General features: G+C 38.9%; 12 protein-coding genes and 1 riboswitch. Of the genes, 7 read left to right on the top strand and 5 right to left on the bottom strand.

All coding sequences use genetic code 11. The features are described 5' to 3' along the window. Positions 1 to 5: 5 nt before the first annotated feature. A complete protein-coding gene (gene yfkAB / locus ACMX9J_RS25040; protein WP_034263747.1) occupies positions 6 to 1,124 on the bottom strand; it encodes a radical SAM/CxCxxxxC motif protein YfkAB in 1,119 nt (372 codons plus the stop codon). 203 nt (positions 1,125 to 1,327) lie between these two features. On the opposite strand from yfkAB, the gene ACMX9J_RS25035 reads away from it, so the two are divergent. The 7 genes from ACMX9J_RS25035 (at position 1,328) to ACMX9J_RS25005 (ending at position 11,525) form a co-directional block, all read left to right on the top strand. Next, entirely contained in the window at positions 1,328 to 1,513 is a 186-nt protein-coding gene (locus ACMX9J_RS25035) for an SE1561 family protein (protein WP_013081532.1), read from the top strand. 162 nt (positions 1,514 to 1,675) lie between these two features. Further along, positions 1,676 to 3,217: a fumarate hydratase gene (locus ACMX9J_RS25030; protein WP_325078056.1), complete on the top strand. Its 1,542-nt coding sequence runs from the start codon at positions 1,676 to 1,678 to the stop codon at positions 3,215 to 3,217. A gap of 94 nt (positions 3,218 to 3,311) precedes the next feature. Then, on the top strand, positions 3,312 to 4,121 hold the full coding sequence (pdaA, locus tag ACMX9J_RS25025) for a delta-lactam-biosynthetic de-N-acetylase (RefSeq protein ID WP_325078057.1): 810 nt from the start codon (positions 3,312 to 3,314) through the stop codon (positions 4,119 to 4,121). Positions 4,122 to 4,283: 162 nt separating this feature from the next. Then, a complete protein-coding gene (gene rlmD / locus ACMX9J_RS25020) occupies positions 4,284 to 5,669 on the top strand; it encodes a 23S rRNA (uracil(1939)-C(5))-methyltransferase RlmD (RefSeq protein ID WP_154990665.1) in 1,386 nt (461 codons plus the stop codon). Between the two features lie 302 nt (positions 5,670 to 5,971). Beyond that, on the top strand, positions 5,972 to 7,321 hold the full coding sequence (locus ACMX9J_RS25015) for an FAD-binding oxidoreductase (protein ID WP_165635411.1): 1,350 nt from the start codon (positions 5,972 to 5,974) through the stop codon (positions 7,319 to 7,321). A gap of 199 nt (positions 7,322 to 7,520) precedes the next feature. Continuing rightward, positions 7,521 to 7,601: riboswitch (glycine riboswitch) on the top strand. 159 nt (positions 7,602 to 7,760) lie between these two features. After that, positions 7,761 to 9,104: an amino acid permease gene (locus ACMX9J_RS25010; RefSeq protein WP_028412440.1), complete on the top strand. Its 1,344-nt coding sequence runs from the start codon at positions 7,761 to 7,763 to the stop codon at positions 9,102 to 9,104. A 279-nt stretch (positions 9,105 to 9,383) separates the two neighbouring features. Beyond that, a complete protein-coding gene (locus tag ACMX9J_RS25005; RefSeq protein WP_028412439.1) occupies positions 9,384 to 11,525 on the top strand; it encodes a PAS domain-containing sensor histidine kinase in 2,142 nt (713 codons plus the stop codon). A gap of 423 nt (positions 11,526 to 11,948) precedes the next feature. Here the strand turns inward: ACMX9J_RS25005 and ACMX9J_RS25000 are convergent, their stop codons facing one another. The 4 genes from ACMX9J_RS25000 to ACMX9J_RS24985 all read right to left on the bottom strand — a co-directional run bounded on the left by ACMX9J_RS25000 (position 11,949) and on the right by ACMX9J_RS24985 (position 15,073). Continuing rightward, positions 11,949 to 12,065, bottom strand: a complete 117-nt coding sequence (locus tag ACMX9J_RS25000; RefSeq protein ID WP_013055148.1) for a YfhE family protein — start codon at positions 12,063 to 12,065, stop codon at positions 11,949 to 11,951. Between the two features lie 101 nt (positions 12,066 to 12,166). Next, complete coding sequence (locus ACMX9J_RS24995) at positions 12,167 to 12,727, bottom strand: GNAT family N-acetyltransferase (RefSeq protein WP_013055149.1); 561 nt, start codon at positions 12,725 to 12,727, stop codon at positions 12,167 to 12,169. Between the two features lie 255 nt (positions 12,728 to 12,982). Next, positions 12,983 to 14,110 carry an amidohydrolase gene (locus tag ACMX9J_RS24990; protein WP_033580772.1) on the bottom strand — a complete coding sequence of 376 codons (1,128 nt, stop codon included), beginning with the start codon at positions 14,108 to 14,110 and terminating at the stop codon, positions 12,983 to 12,985. A 60-nt stretch (positions 14,111 to 14,170) separates the two neighbouring features. Next, the gene (locus ACMX9J_RS24985; protein WP_028412437.1) at positions 14,171 to 15,073 is read right to left on the bottom strand and encodes a TIGR01777 family oxidoreductase; all 903 of its coding nucleotides are present in this window, start codon (positions 15,071 to 15,073) and stop codon (positions 14,171 to 14,173) included. Positions 15,074 to 15,145 lie beyond the last annotated feature (72 nt).

Here is a 15,145-nt window from a genome sequence, read left to right as displayed (position 1 = left end):
TTTTGTTATTTTGTAATGTTCGCTTGGAGTTTGCTAAAATCAGTATCTTGATAATAGCTGTTTTTTACCAAAATATTAGGTCCCAAACAAGAGACCGCTGAACAATGGCAGCTAAGTTCTTTAGAAATTGTGCTTTGCTGCCACGTATCAAAAGCGTCTGTAAGCTTTGTATCTTGAATGTTGCCAAGAGGAGGCGTATCACCAAAATCAGTTACGATAATATCTCCGTCGAAAATATTTACATTTAGGCGAGAACGTCCGTCAGGATCGTTTCGAACGGTTACATTTTTACTGCTATACAAGCGCTGTAAAAGCGTTAAGTCTTCCTCGTTATTACTGCATGCATAAAACGGCAGCGTGCCGAATAGCATCCACACATTTTCATCTCGAATATCAAGAAGGTGATGAATCGCTTGACGCATTTCAGGAAGAGATAATGTCTCTAAGGTGCTGGCAAAGTCACTTGGATACATAGGGTGTACTTCGTGACGCTGACAAAGCATTTCATCCACAATTTGACGATGAATTTTTTCCATATGAGGAAGCGTACGTTTATTTAACATCGTTTCAGCTGATACCGTTACACCTGCTTTTACAAGCGCGCGGCTGTTTTCAATCATACGGTCGAAATATTTGGCGCGCTGCTCATAAGTAGGCTTTCGCTCCATCATTGCAAAGCCAGCTTCCACAAAATCGTCCATCGTTCCCCAGTTGTGAGAAATATGTAAAACATCTAAATAAGGAATGATTTGTTCGTAACGAGCAAGATCTAATGTTAAATTTGAATTAATCTGTGTACGGACACCTCGTTCGTGTGCATACTTTAATAAAGGCACCACATAATTTTTCACAGAAGATAGAGACATCATAGGCTCTCCGCCCGTGATGCTTAACGCTCGAAGTGTTGGAATTTCATCGAGACGTTTTAAAATTAAATCAAGAGGCAGTGCGTTTGGGTCTTTTGGCTGCAGCGTATATCCAACTGCGCAGTGCTCACATCGCATATTACAAAGCGTCGTTGTTGTAAATTCAACGTTTGTGAGCGTCGGTTTGCCATATTGTTTCATATCTAAATACGCTTCCCACGGATCGAACTCCGGGGTAATTCGTTGTAAAGTGGCCATAAAAAAACTCCTTTTATTTTTCCGTAAAGTGAAATGATGATGAAAACATCTCACGGTCCGTCCTGCTAGACTAAATTATACGTCCCATTCAAAACGGACACCAGTGACTATTATGGATTTTATTGCTTTTAGTTGTCAAATATGAAAGTATTCGTTAGGATATAAGGAAATAAGAATGAAAAGCTACATCAGGAGGGTTTAAAATGGGAAACGCCGTTCGAGATAAAGATTCACAAGTACGTTATTTAAAAGATCGTTTAAATATGTTTGTACACGTATTAGACTCTATGGAGCCTGAAAACACAGATCTAGAAGATATTGACCGTTTGATTACAATGATTGATGACCTAGAAGCAAAATGTGAGCAGTTTAAAAAAGATAAAGAATGAAGAAGAAAAAAGCGCTAGAAAAACTAGCGCTTTTTTGCTTGAAGTGGAAATCCTCCTATAAAGGTCTTTCGAAACAATTTTTGAAGGAGTATAATAAATTTTGAAAGTTGTACGACAGATAGATAAATACATACATTAGCGGGATATGGGAGGAATTAAGTGATGATTGAAGCTTTAAAACAAAGCATGTACGATTTAATTGTTGAAACATCTACAAAATTGCCAAAAGACGTTCGACGTGCTATCGCAAAGGCAAAAGCGCGTGAAAATGCAGGAACGCGTGCAGCAATGTCTTTAGCGACCATTACCAATAATATTAAGATGGCGGATGATAATTTATCGCCAATTTGTCAAGATACAGGTATGCCAACATTTAAAATTAAAACCCCTGTAGGAGTGAATCAGCTTCAAATTAAAGAAGCGATTTATTGGGCAATTGAAGAAGCAACAAAGCACGGAAAGCTTCGCCCTAATTCTGTAGATTCGTTAACGGGAGAAAACAGCGGTAATAATTTAGGCGGAGGCACGCCGGTTATTAAGTTTGAACAGTGGGAAAATGACTATATTGATGCGCGTCTTATTTTAAAAGGCGGCGGCTGTGAAAATAAAAACATTCAGTATAGCCTGCCTTGTGAAGTAGAAGGGTTAGGCCGAGCTGGCCGTGATTTAGACGGTATTCGTAAATGTGTGATGCACTCAGTATACCAAGCGCAAGGCCAAGGCTGTAGCGCCGGCGTCATTGGTGTTGGAATCGGTGGCGACCGTACAACAGGCTATGAATTAGCAAAAGAGCAGCTGTTCCGAAACTTAGATGACGAAAATCCAAACGCTCAGCTGAAAGAATTAGAAGAGTATGTAATGGAAAATGCTAATAAGCTAGGAATCGGTACAATGGGCTTTGGCGGAGAAACGACATTACTTGGCTGTAAAGTCGGCGTAATCAATCGTATTCCTGCTAGCTTCTATGTGTCAGTTGCGTATAACTGCTGGGCTTACCGTCGCTTAGGTATTAAAATCAACGCTGATACAGGAAGCGTTCAAGAGTGGCTGTATCAAGAAGGCGAAGAAGTAGATTTTAATAAAAATGCAGGTGCAGAAGAGAAACAAAATGCGGATGAAACAAAAGAAGTTGTATTACAAGCACCTATTACAGAAGAGCAAATTCGTGAATTAAAAGTTGGTGACGTAGTGCGCATCAACGGTATGATCTACACAGGACGCGACGCTATTCATAAACATTTAACAGACCACGATGCGCCAATTGATTTAAATGGACAAATCATTTATCACTGTGGCCCGGTTATGTTAAAAGATGAAGATGGAAAATGGCACGTAACCGCTGCAGGACCAACAACAAGTATCCGTGAAGAACCTTACCAAGGAGATATTATGAAGAAATTTGGTATCCGCGCGGTTATCGGTAAAGGCGGTATGGGTCCTAAAACGCTTGCTGCTCTTCAAGAGCACGGGGGCGTATACTTAAATGCTATCGGAGGAGCTGCGCAGTACTATGCTGATTGTATCAAGAGCGTAGAAGGCGTTGATTTGATGCAGTTCGGTATTCCTGAAGCAATGTGGCATCTAAAAGTAGAAGGCTTTACAGCTGTAGTGACGATGGATTCACACGGAAACAGCTTGCATGCAGATGTAGACAAGTCTTCATTTGAAAAGCTTGAGCAATTTAAAGAACCGGTATTTAAATAAACATACGTCGGGAACGTATGGTAAAAAGTAACGTTCATGAACGAGAAAATTGAGTGGATACTAAGCGTAAAATGACTTCCGAAAGGAGCTTCTTATGCGCCGGTTCACCTTTTTTCTCGTTTTTTTATTCGTGATGTCAACAGGCATAGCATCTGTTGAAGCACAAATGTATCGAAACACTCCGATCAGCTGGGGATTTCAAAAAAGTAAAAATCACAAGCCTGCATCCGCAGGTACAGCTTATGAACACATTCTTGCTAAGTATGATGCGTTTTACCTCGGCGATACAACTAAAAAAAATATTTATTTAACGTTTGATAACGGTTATGAAAATGGCTATACACCGCAGGTATTAGACGTGCTCAAAAAAAGAAAGGTTCCTGCGACGTTTTTTGTAACAGGACACTATTTAAAAGAAGAGCCTAAGCTAATTAAGCGAATGGTAAAAGAAGGGCATATTGTCGGCAATCATTCATGGCATCACCCTGACTTAACTCAAGTGGATGATGCACGTTTTAAAGAAGAGCTGCAAAAAGTAAAAGATGAATACAAGAATATTACCGGTCGTGATGAAATGAAGTATCTCCGCTCACCTAGAGGTGTATTTAGCGAACGAACGCTAGCTCTTTCAAAGCAAGAAGGCTATACGAACGTATTTTGGTCACTAGCATTCGTTGACTGGAAAGTGAATGAACAAAAAGGCTGGCGCTACTCATACGACAATATGATGACTCAAATACATCCAGGTGCGATCATGCTTCTGCATACCGTTTCAAAGGATAACGCAGATGCGTTAGATCAAGCGATTGTGGATTTAAAAAAGCAGGGCTATACGTTTAAAAGCATTGATGATTTAATGAACGAACGCAAACAAATGAAGAAAAGTCCTTCTAAAACGAAATAAAGATAAAAACCGACGGGAATATTTCTTCTGTCGGTTTTTTGCTGTTGAAGTGTTATAATATGCGTTGATGTCTTTTTTAAAGCGATACGGTCCAATAAGTTTTAAGCAGCTAAAGACCGTTAATAACTATATAAAGAATTTAAACTAATCGGAGTTGGTCTCATGAATAAACCCAAAACTGAAATGAAAGTTCAAAAAGGACAAACGTTTCCGTTGACGATAAAAAGACTCGGTATTAATGGAGAAGGCGTAGGCTATTTTAAGCGCCAAGTCGTCTTTGTACCGGGAGCATTACCGAATGAAGAAGTGGTTGTAGAAGCAACAAATGTTCAGCATAAGTTTGCCGAAGGGAAAATCAAGCGAATTCGCAAAAAATCTCCTCATCGCGTAGAAGCACCCTGTCCGATTTACGACCAGTGCGGAGGCTGCCAGCTTCAGCACTTATCTTATGAAGGTCAGCTAGAATCCAAGCGGGATATTGTTCTGCAAGCGTTCGAACGTCACAGTTCATTAAAAAAAGTAGAGGAAAAAACTCGCCAAACGATTGGTATGGAAGATCCGTGGCGCTACCGTAATAAATCTCAGTTTCAAGTCGGCGTGGACAAACAAAAAGTCATTGCTGGTTTGTATGGACTGAATTCTCACCGCTTGATTGATATTGAAAACTGTCCCATTCAGCATAAAGCTACAAATCACGTGACAAAAGAAATAAAACGAATTTTACAAGACCTTCAAATTCCTATCTACAATGAGCGTAAACGCCGTGGAATTGTGCGTACCATTGTATCTCGAGTAGGGTTTGAAACGGGTGAAGTTCAAATTGTCTTGATTACGGCTAAAAAAGAAATTCCGAAAAAAGAGCTGCTGATGAAAGAAATTCAGCGCCGCCTACCGGAAGTGAAATCACTCGTACAAAACGTAAACGGTCAAAAAACATCGCTTATTTTTGGAGACGAAACGTTTACACTTGCTGGAAAGTCGGTGATTCAAGAAACGTTAGGTGATATCTCATTCGAACTTTCAGCGCGTGCATTTTTCCAACTGAATCCTCTCCAAACGGTGAAGCTATATGAAGAAGTAAAAAAAGCAGCTGCGCTAACAGGCAGTGAAAAAATCGTAGATGCTTACTGCGGAGTAGGGACAATTGGCTTATGGCTTGCTAAAGATGCCAAAGAAATTCGCGGAATGGACACGATTGAAGAATCCATTGTAGACGCGCGAAAAAATGCCAAAGATCATGGATTTGAGCATGCCACGTACGTAACAGGTCCGGCTGAAAAATGGATGCCGCAGTGGGTAAAAGAAGGCTGGAAGCCAGACGTTATCGTCGTTGACCCGCCGCGAACAGGCTGTGATGACAAGCTTCTAAAAACAATTTTACAAGTAAAGCCAAAGAAAGTGGTTTACGTATCTTGTAATCCATCCACATTAGCCAAAGATGTGCAGCAGCTGTCGAAGGCTTATAACGTTGATTACATTCAGCCTGTTGATATGTTCCCTCATACAGCGCACGTGGAGAATGTGGTGAGTTTGACGTTAAAGAAATAAATAGATGAAGAGTAAAGGGCAGATTTGGTTCTGCTCTTTTTTTATTTGAATTGGACTCTTGTTGGAAGAAAAAATATTCTAATATATCTAATTTGAATTATTGGAAAGTTAGGTTTTAGAAAGCATTGGAGCACCGAAAAGAAGTTTTATTAGTACTTATATTTCAGTAAATGAACTGAAATTTCATTTTTTATAGAGATGATAAACGCCAATCTAGTCTTGAAAACCCACACCCTCAACCACTCCAAGAATACTATAGTAATAAAACTGATAAAAAGTATATACAGAGGGGCAGAGGTCAAATGGACTCAATGTTTTTGAAAGGGCTTACGGGTAAAGTGGTAACGCCGAAAGACCCCATTTATGAGGAAGCTCGTCAGGAGTGGAATCGTGCTATTGATAAATTTCCGCTTGTGATTGTGTACTGTGAAAAAAAGCAGGATGTTGTAAATGCAATTCAATGGGCGCGCAAGCATCGTGTAGACATTCGCATTCGATCTGGCGGTCATCATTATGAAGGGTATTCTACGGGTGACTGTGTATTAGTCATTGATATCAGTCGGTTAAACGGGTTGAAATTGGATAGGAAACGGAACATCTTAAAGATGGAGGGAGGAGCAAAGAATACGGAAGTGTATGATTTTATCGGTTCGAACGGATATGTGTTTCCAGGAGGAACGTGTCCGACTGTTGGGGTGTCTGGCTTTACGCTCGGAGGAGGCTGGGGGCTTTCGAGCAGACTTTACGGATTAGGCTGTGACAGCTTGATAGAGCTAGAGTTGGTCAATTATGAAGGAAAGATTATTAAAGCAAACCAATCGTGTAACGCGGATCTTTTTTGGGCATGCCGAGGTTCTGGTGGCGGTAATTTTGGCGTTGTGGCAAGCATGACGTTTCAGCTTCCAAAACCGACGAACAGCTCTGTGACGCTTGTTCGCTTCTTTTATGTAGGTACTACAAGAGAAAAACAGGTACAAGTGATGAATATATGGCAAAGCTGGCTGCCTGAATTGGACAAACGTATGACGCTAGTTGCCAGTTTTTATAATGCAGAAGGAGAAGGATTGGGCATATTTGCGAACGGCTTCTTTTACGGATCTCCAGAAAGAGCTCGAAAGATCTTGCAGCCTTTTGCAGAGGTGGAGGGGTTCCGAGTCGAGCTAGAGTCATTATCTTTTCTTGAAGCGGTACAAAAGATAGAAGCAACCTATCCTCCGTCTGAAAAATTTAAGTCAACGGGAAGATTTGTGCAAAGAAGTTATTCAGTTGGCGAGCTTGAAAATCTTGCAGATCTCATACAGCGTCCAGCAGAAGGTTCCGTTTACGCCGCGATTTCTTTTTATGCACTAGGAGGAGAAATTCGCAGTGTTGGTAACAGAGAAACGGCCTTCTTTTACAGAAACGCTAGATATATCCTGGGCTTTCAATCTGTATGGACAGACGATGCGTTTGCACGAGCAAACAGAGAGTGGCTGTATAAGCGATTTCAATATATTAAACGTATTACGAAAGGCTCCTATGTGAATTTCCCTATCAGCAACCTTAGAAACTACGAGTATGAGTATTTTGGAGACAACGCAGAGAGATTAGAAAGAGTAAATAAAAAGTACGATCCATTTAACGTATTTAGGTTTCCGCAGGGACTCAGGTAGCATGTAGAAAAGGATACTAAGTTGACGATTGAACCTGTTTCATTACCTTCTTTCGAAGAAGGTAAATAAATGAAAGTCATCTTTCTTGTTGACAAAGCATCCAACTGGTATTAGAATAAACAACTATTCGACAGTCATTATCTTAATCGAAAAATTTAATACGTAGAAAGCTATGATTGCTATGGATCACACTATAGCAGGAGCAGCTTCTGGAGAGATCGCGATAGTTTCGCGACGCCGAAGGGTTCACAATCTCAGGCAAAAGGACAGAAGAGTACCGGATATTTATTTGGTATGTTACTAATTGGTAGCATGTACCATAATATTTGTTATTCTTATGACCATGAGATTGGAGCGCATCCAATCTCTTTTTTTATTGGACTTTATTTTGTAGTCCGCACGATCGCATCAAAGGTTTTATTGTTAGGAGGAGTTAGAGTTGGAACAACGAGAATTAAAGAGGGATTTATCCAATCGTCATGTTCAGCTAATCGCGATTGGAGGAACCATTGGGACGGGATTATTTTTAGGTTCTGGTAAAGCCATACAGCTTGCAGGTCCCTCTATCATCTTTGCTTATTTAATTGTGGGTATTGCGCTTTTCTTTGTGATGAGAGCGCTAGGAGAACTACTGCTGTCTAAAGCAGGTTATCAATCGTTAACAGATATTGCTGAAGAGTATCTTGGACCATGGGCTTCATTTGTCACAGGGTGGACGTACTGGTTTTGCTGGATCATGACAGCTATGGCTGATGTGATTGCCGTTGGCGTATATGTGAAATATTGGTTCAATATTCCTCAGTGGATTCCTGCACTTATTTGTGTAATCATTTTATTAGGACTTAACTTATTAACCGTAAAATTATTTGGAGAATTAGAGTTTTGGTTTGCTTTAATAAAGGTTATTACGATTCTTGCGTTAATTGTTATTGGCGTTATTTTACTGGTAATCGGATTTAAAACAGATGCAGGATCCGTTACGGTTCAAAATCTTTGGAATCATGGAGGACTGTTTCCAAACGGTGTTTCAGGTTTCTTACTTTCATTCCAAATGGTTATTTTCGCATACGTCGGGGTTGAATTGGTAGGGGTATCGGCAGCGGAAACATCAAATCCCCAAAAAAATATTCCATCGGCCATTAATAAAATTCCGCTGCGAATCTTATTTTTCTATGTTGGAGCGCTTATCGTCCTTTTATTTATTAACCCGTGGATGGAATTGAATGCAGCAGAAAGCCCATTTGTTAAAACCTTTAGTTTAGTCGGAATTCCGCTTGCTGCTGGAATTATTAATTTTGTTGTATTAACTTCAGCCGCTTCTGCTTGTAATAGCGGAATGTTTTCAACAAGCCGTATCTTATATAACTTAAGTAAAAATGACCAAGGGCCATCTACGTTTGCAAAACTGAACAAAAACCACGTACCAAGCAACGGATTGTTTGTATCTACGCTGGTTATCTCGGCGGGAGCTTTGTTAAGCAAACTGATACCAGATCAAGCTTTTGGCATCGTAACAACCATCAGCGCTATTTGTTTCATTTGGGTGTGGAGTATCATTTTGATTTGCCATCTAAGATATAAAAAAACGCGTCCACAGCTGCATGCAGCATCAACATTCAAAGCACCGTTAACACCATTTATAAACTATGTTGTGCTAGCGTTGTTTGCAGTGATTCTTATTATTATGCTGTTTTCTGATGCGACGCGCCCAGCCTTATTGTTGACACCCGTTTGGTTTATTCTCTTATTTGGTTTTTACGGGGCTAGAAGGAAGAAGAAATAGTAAATGGGTGACCTCATCATTTCGTGATGGGGTCTTTTTATTGGAAGATAAATAATTGATTTCTACTGTATGAAGAAAATGCAGTAAGCAAAGTTTATATAAGAACCCTAAAAAAGTTTTAGCAGAAAATACAGTGAAAAAGCTCATAGTTTTCTGATAGTAATGTAGAACCAAATGCTTTTCTTCTATGTCTAAAGGTGGAATTCTATCATTTACATGGAAAAGTTTTCATTTTGCAGTACAATGGAGGTAGACTTCATTGAATTAAGGTGAACAAACATGAAATGGTTTAAATCTCATACGTTTTGGAAAATCTTCACGATTAATGTGCTTCTTATTTGTACCGTACTGACGCTAATGTTTATAGTTTCAAGAGTGATGCTGCCTAATATTTCTCAAGATCAATATCGACAGGTAACTGATAAAACCGTCAAGAGAATGAAAGAGCAAATTAACATCGTTATTAAAGATATTTGGAGCTTGGGCGACGAGGTACAGCAAGATCCTATTTTTTTATCAGATGATGAACAAGAGATAGACAAAGAACTGCAGAAAATAGTTAATATTTCACCGTATATCGATAGCGGAACCATTTTTAATACAAAAGGGTATGTGGAGCATTATTACCCAGATGATTTAAAGAGTATGAAGCACGTGAACTTAAGTAAAAGAAAATATTTTCAAGAAGCGCTGCGAACTAAAAAAATATATTTAAGCGATGTCGTTTCAGCAGACACAAAGCATTACATTGTGGTGATGGCAATTCCTATTTTGGATGAGCAGCAAAATGTAAAAAAAGTTATAAATTTAGCGCTGCGCATTGAAGAAAATAAAAGCTTTCAATCCATTTTTCAAACGTTCGATATAGGAGAGAACGGCTATACGTTTATTGTAGACCGCAATGGTAGAATTATTTCACACCCTGAGAAACAGAGAATCGGTGAAAATGCCAGGGAAAATGAAATCGTTCAGGAAACGATGAATCATAAATCAGGATATCAGCGCGTTGTGAACACCGAAGGTAAGTACTTCTTTGCGTCATTTGAATATATTCCTGTTTTGGATTGGGGAATTGTCGCTGAATTACCCGTTGAAGAAATTTACAGGCCTTATGAAACGTTTGAAAAAACGCTTTGGACCGTTTCAGGTATTACAATTTTACTGCTTTCTTTTTTTACTGCGTTATATGCAAGGCAAATTGTGAATCCTATTCGTAAACTATATGAATTGGCGGGACAAGTAGCGCGCGGGAATTTTAATCAAAAAATTCCGGAACGAGAAATTGAGCGGGGGGAAATCGGTACTTTATCTAAACAGTTTAATGAAATGATTAGCTATATACGCCATTCTAAAGCAAATTTACAGCAAAAAGAAAATCAGCTGCAGGAACAAAAAACGTTTTTAAGACAAGTCATTGACATTAATCCAAGCTATATTTATGCCATTAATCAAAAAAGGGAGTTCATTCTTGTTAATGAATCTTTTGCGATGCTGCTAGGTGAAAAATCTGATGACTTGATTGGACAACCAATTGATAAATATCAATTCAACCTTCAATCAGATCTTTTATATAAAGGGACGTTTTCAAACTGTACGCAAAAAGGGATGGTATTAGAAGAACAGTTTAAAGATTCGAAAGGAAACCGGCGCTGGGTCGAAACAGCAAAACTTCCTATTATGAATGAAAAACAGGAAGTGATTCAAATGCTGTGCGTATCGACAGATATTACGGAGCGTAAAAAAGCAGAAGAGAAGCTTAGAACTTCTGAGAAGCTTGCCGTTGTAGGAGAACTTGCAGCTGGAGTTGCTCACGAGATCAAAAATCCTTTGACTTCTTTAAAAGGTTTTGTTCACTTATTAAAAGAACAAAATCCCAAAGATGCTTTGTATATAGATATCATGGAAACTGAATTAGAACGAATGAATGGAATCGTAGAAGAATTTTTGATGTTAGGAAAACCTCAGGTTATGAATGTTGAACCCTTGAATATGCAAGCGCTTGTTCAAGAAGTGTGCTCGCTTCTTGAACCTGAAGCAGTAGAAAAAAAGGTAGCTTTCATATTTGAAAGGGATGAGCAATTACCGCAGGTATATGGAGATAAAAATCAGTTAAAACAAGTATTTATTAATATTATTAAAAACTCTATCGAAGCAATGCCTGAAGGAGGGGGTATTCATATTACGATTAAAGCAAAAGAAAACCACCTTTGGCTGCAGCTTGCTGATGAAGGGCAAGGTATTCCTCCTGAACGGTTAGCGAAGATAGGTGAGCCTTTTTATAGTACAAAAGAAAAAGGTACAGGTTTAGGGCTGATGGTCAGCTATCGGATTATTAAAGCTCATCATGCGCAGATGACATTTTCTAGTCAGTTAAATCAAGGAACAAGTGTGGATATATTGTTTCCAATCATAAAAAAGTAGGGGAAGTTCCCCTACTTTTTATTATTATACTTATAATATATCAAAAGCTTTCATGTTACTAAAACAAACGAAAGTGCTAAAGAAGATATCCACAGGTTAACAAGAAGTTAACTGCTGAATTGTATAGGATATTCACAACTTTATCCACATTATTCACATTTTTTCAGAAAATTTACATAAAAATTACCCACTGTCATTTCAAGTTATGAAAGCGGTAATATACATATCTGATAAAGTTATGCACATTATCCACATAATTGTGGGTAAACTTTGTGGATATAGTAAAGTATTAAAAAATCGTAAATCATACGCATGAAATCTTCGCGTTATTATCTTTACATAATATAAAACGTCCTTCCGATACACAGTGTACAGAAAGGACGTTGGGATGATCAAGCGTTGGATAGAGATGTTTTGCCTCACTTATTTTTTCGTGTAGCCGCCTGCACGGTCTGCTTTTTTAAACTCGCGGCCGTAATAGATTTCTTGAGCGCTACTTAACGTATTTTTTGCGTTTTCTTTTCGTTTTTTTTCAGACATAAAAAAACCTCCAATTAACGTTTTTCGATCATGCTACTTATTTTTTCCAGAATCTCTCGTTTTTAATCATAAAAAAAGCTCTCCGTGTAACGGAGAGACTCTTACGCTTCTTTAAGCTGGTGATCTTCTTGAACGTCTTGTTCGTGACGCAGGTAGTATAATGTATACAAGTCTTTTGGAATTTCGTATAAATCATATACGTCTTCATGTTGATTAATTTCATCGTATAAAGCTTTGTGTGTTTCATTCGCAAGTACTGCATAAGGCAGTTTTTCGGCAGCCTTAATAGACCTGATGTTGATTTTGCGGATTCGCATAAAAATTCGCTCTATATTTAACTCAAAGAACAGTTCATTAAAGAACGCTTCTTTTGCAATTTGATTATATCCTTTTCCGTGAAACGGTTTGCCAAGCCAAGTGCCTAAAAAACCAGCTTGATCCTGTACATCAAATAAATTAATGGTGCCGATAGGGTTACCCCATTCATCTAAAATCGTGCGAGAAATAATTTCTCCATGATCTTCTGCTTCCATCGTTTGTTTAGTCACAAATAAAAATTCTTCATAGGAATGGGCTTTATGACGAACAAAAGGGAAGACATCAGGATGTACCATGAGTTCGTATAGAGATTGACAGTCATTTAGGTCACGTTTTTTTAACATAACTTTTCCCTCCTGATCGAGGGTATATACAGACTCCAATCAAGTCCCCACCCTCGAAATTTTTTAATAATTAAAAAAATTTCGGGGTGGGAATCGAACCCACTAGAACCAGTTACCTGGTGGCGCACCATTTGCCTTCCCATTACAAGTCAACAAACATAAAAAGTCAACGTGTGATGTTTATGCTTTTGTGAAATTCACATGCTTCTAAACGTATCATACTAAAAAAAATAAAAAAAGAAAATAGGTAAAATGTTAATTTTTTTTAAATAATATTTTACCATCTATCATGGTGAAAATAGGCTTTGCTAAGTAGTGAAAGGGATGATGGCTCCATAGCACTAAATCAGCGTCTTTTCCTGCTTCGATACTGCCGATTCGATGATCAATACGGAGATTCCGAGCAGCAGTAATCGTGATGCCTTCTAATGCTTTTTGCTCTTCGAGTCCTTCACGTACGGCAATGGATGCGCAAATATTTAAATACTGAATAGGCGTATAAGGATGGTCCGTTGTAATGGAAACTTCTACTCCTTCATTGCAAAGAGCTTGATAGGTTTTCCACGTTTTATTCTTAAGTTCAACCTTTGAGCGGCGTGTTAAAGTTGGACCTACGCTCACTTTTAAATTTCTTCCACCCAGCTCTTTAGCAATTAAATGGCCTTCTGTACAGTGCTCAATACGGACGTCTAAATGAAATTCATCTGCTAAGCGAAGAGCTGATAGAATATCATCGGCTCTATGAGCATGAATCCGAACTGGAATTTCTCTATTCAGTGCTTGAGTGAGAGGTTTGATGCGCAAATCATCTTTGTTGTCACTGCTTGCTGCGTGATAAAAGGCTTCTCGCAGCATCCCCATAATACCCATTCGCGTAATCGATTCTTTATTGCCGTGGCTGTGAATTCGTTTTGGATTTTCTCCTAGCGCAATCTTAAGTCCAGCTGTCTCTTGAATTAACATTTGAGAAATGCTTGTTCCAGCTGTTTTAATAACGGAAGTTGTGCCTCCAATCACATTTGCACTTCCTGGCATAATGTGTACAGACGTAATACCCGCTTCAATGGCATCTTTAAACCCAGGATCTAAAGGATGTACACTGTCAAAAGCTCGGATATGTGGAGTCATAGGTTCAATGGTTTCGTTAGCATCATTCCCGGCCCAGCCGGTTCCTTCATCATATAATCCTAGATGTGTATGAACATCAATAAATCCAGGGAATAAATAACGCTGTTTGCAGTCAATGACTTCTACTCGAAGAGGTGGCTGCAAGTTTGGCCCAATTAAAACAATTTTTCCATCTTGAATGAGCACATCACTATTATAAATAGGTTTTGACGTAATAGGATAGAGCGTTGCATTTTTTAAGAGAATGGTTTTCATAAAGTTACTCCTATCTATCGGCAGCTTAGTCACCTGTTTTAGGGAAATAACAGAAAATAACTAGAGTAAATCTCGCAATGCATCTTCTAATACAGTATATGTAAAAATGTAATTCTGTTGAATCAATTTTTCAGGTAAAACGCGCTGTCCCTTTAAAATAATCATACTCATTTCTCCCATCAGCAGTTGAAGGCCAAAGCTAGGTACGGGCATCCAATGAGGACGATTCAACACTTTTCCAATCGTCTTTCCAAACTCTTTCATTTGAACGGGATTTGGGGCAGTGACGTTAACAGCTCCCTCTATTTGTTCGGTATGAATACAGTAATCAATGATCTTCACGACGTCTTGAAGATGCACCCAAGACATCCACTGTTCTCCGGAACCGACTGTTCCTCCTGCAAATAATTTATAAGGAAGGGCCGTAGAAGGAAGTGCTCCGCCATCTTTCCCTAATATAACGCCGAATCTTGTTAAGACAGTACGAATATTGAGTTCCATGGCTTTTAACGCTTCATTTTCCCACTTTTTTACCGTTTCAGCCAAAAAGTCTGTCCCGATCGATGGAGAAGCTTCTGTGAACGTTTCTTTCGTTGATGTCCCGTAATAACCAACGGCGCTTGCATTTACATAAAGTGACGGTTTTTCGGGTAAAGAAGCCATAATGCGAAGAATTTCTTGAGTAGAAGAAAGGCGACTTTCCACGATGGCTTTTTTGCGTTCGTCCGTCCAGCGGCCACTGTTAAGTGAAACGCCAGCTAAATTGATAAAAACGTCTGCTCCTTCTACATGCTCTTCAGGTTGGCTGTTTTCTTGCATCCACTCTACATATTTAAGTTTCGGATCTCTTGCAGCTTTATCTGCATTGCGTGTTAAAATATATACATAATGTTTTTGTGTTAAAAAATGTTTTGTTAAAGCTTTACCTACGAATCCAGTTCCTCCAGCAATAACAATTTTCATACGAACTTCCTCCTTTATTGAGATAAATAAAAATGTGTATGATACGTTTGGCGGTTCTTCAGCCATCAATTT

This window comes from Priestia sp. RMT2NF4 (genome assembly GCF_047872835.1).
Classification (GTDB): domain Bacteria; phylum Bacillota; class Bacilli; order Bacillales; family Bacillaceae_H; genus Priestia; species Priestia zanthoxyli.
Note: the sequence above shows the minus strand (reverse complement) of the source record. Positions and strands in the feature narration are given on the sequence as shown.

Coding starts and splice junctions, on each gene's coding strand:
- yfkAB (WP_034263747.1), bottom strand. CDS start 1,124: ATGGCCACTTTACAACGAATTACCCCGGAGTTCGATCCGTGGGAAGCG.
- ACMX9J_RS25035 (WP_013081532.1), top strand. CDS start 1,328: ATGGGAAACGCCGTTCGAGATAAAGATTCACAAGTACGTTATTTAAAA.
- ACMX9J_RS25030 (WP_325078056.1), top strand. CDS start 1,676: ATGATTGAAGCTTTAAAACAAAGCATGTACGATTTAATTGTTGAAACA.
- pdaA (WP_325078057.1), top strand. CDS start 3,312: ATGCGCCGGTTCACCTTTTTTCTCGTTTTTTTATTCGTGATGTCAACA.
- rlmD (WP_154990665.1), top strand. CDS start 4,284: ATGAATAAACCCAAAACTGAAATGAAAGTTCAAAAAGGACAAACGTTT.
- ACMX9J_RS25015 (WP_165635411.1), top strand. CDS start 5,972: ATGGACTCAATGTTTTTGAAAGGGCTTACGGGTAAAGTGGTAACGCCG.
- ACMX9J_RS25005 (WP_028412439.1), top strand. CDS start 9,384: ATGAAATGGTTTAAATCTCATACGTTTTGGAAAATCTTCACGATTAAT.
- ACMX9J_RS25000 (WP_013055148.1), bottom strand. CDS start 12,065: ATGTCTGAAAAAAAACGAAAAGAAAACGCAAAAAATACGTTAAGTAGC.
- ACMX9J_RS24995 (WP_013055149.1), bottom strand. CDS start 12,727: ATGTTAAAAAAACGTGACCTAAATGACTGTCAATCTCTATACGAACTC.
- ACMX9J_RS24990 (WP_033580772.1), bottom strand. CDS start 14,110: ATGAAAACCATTCTCTTAAAAAATGCAACGCTCTATCCTATTACGTCA.
- ACMX9J_RS24985 (WP_028412437.1), bottom strand. CDS start 15,073: ATGAAAATTGTTATTGCTGGAGGAACTGGATTCGTAGGTAAAGCTTTA.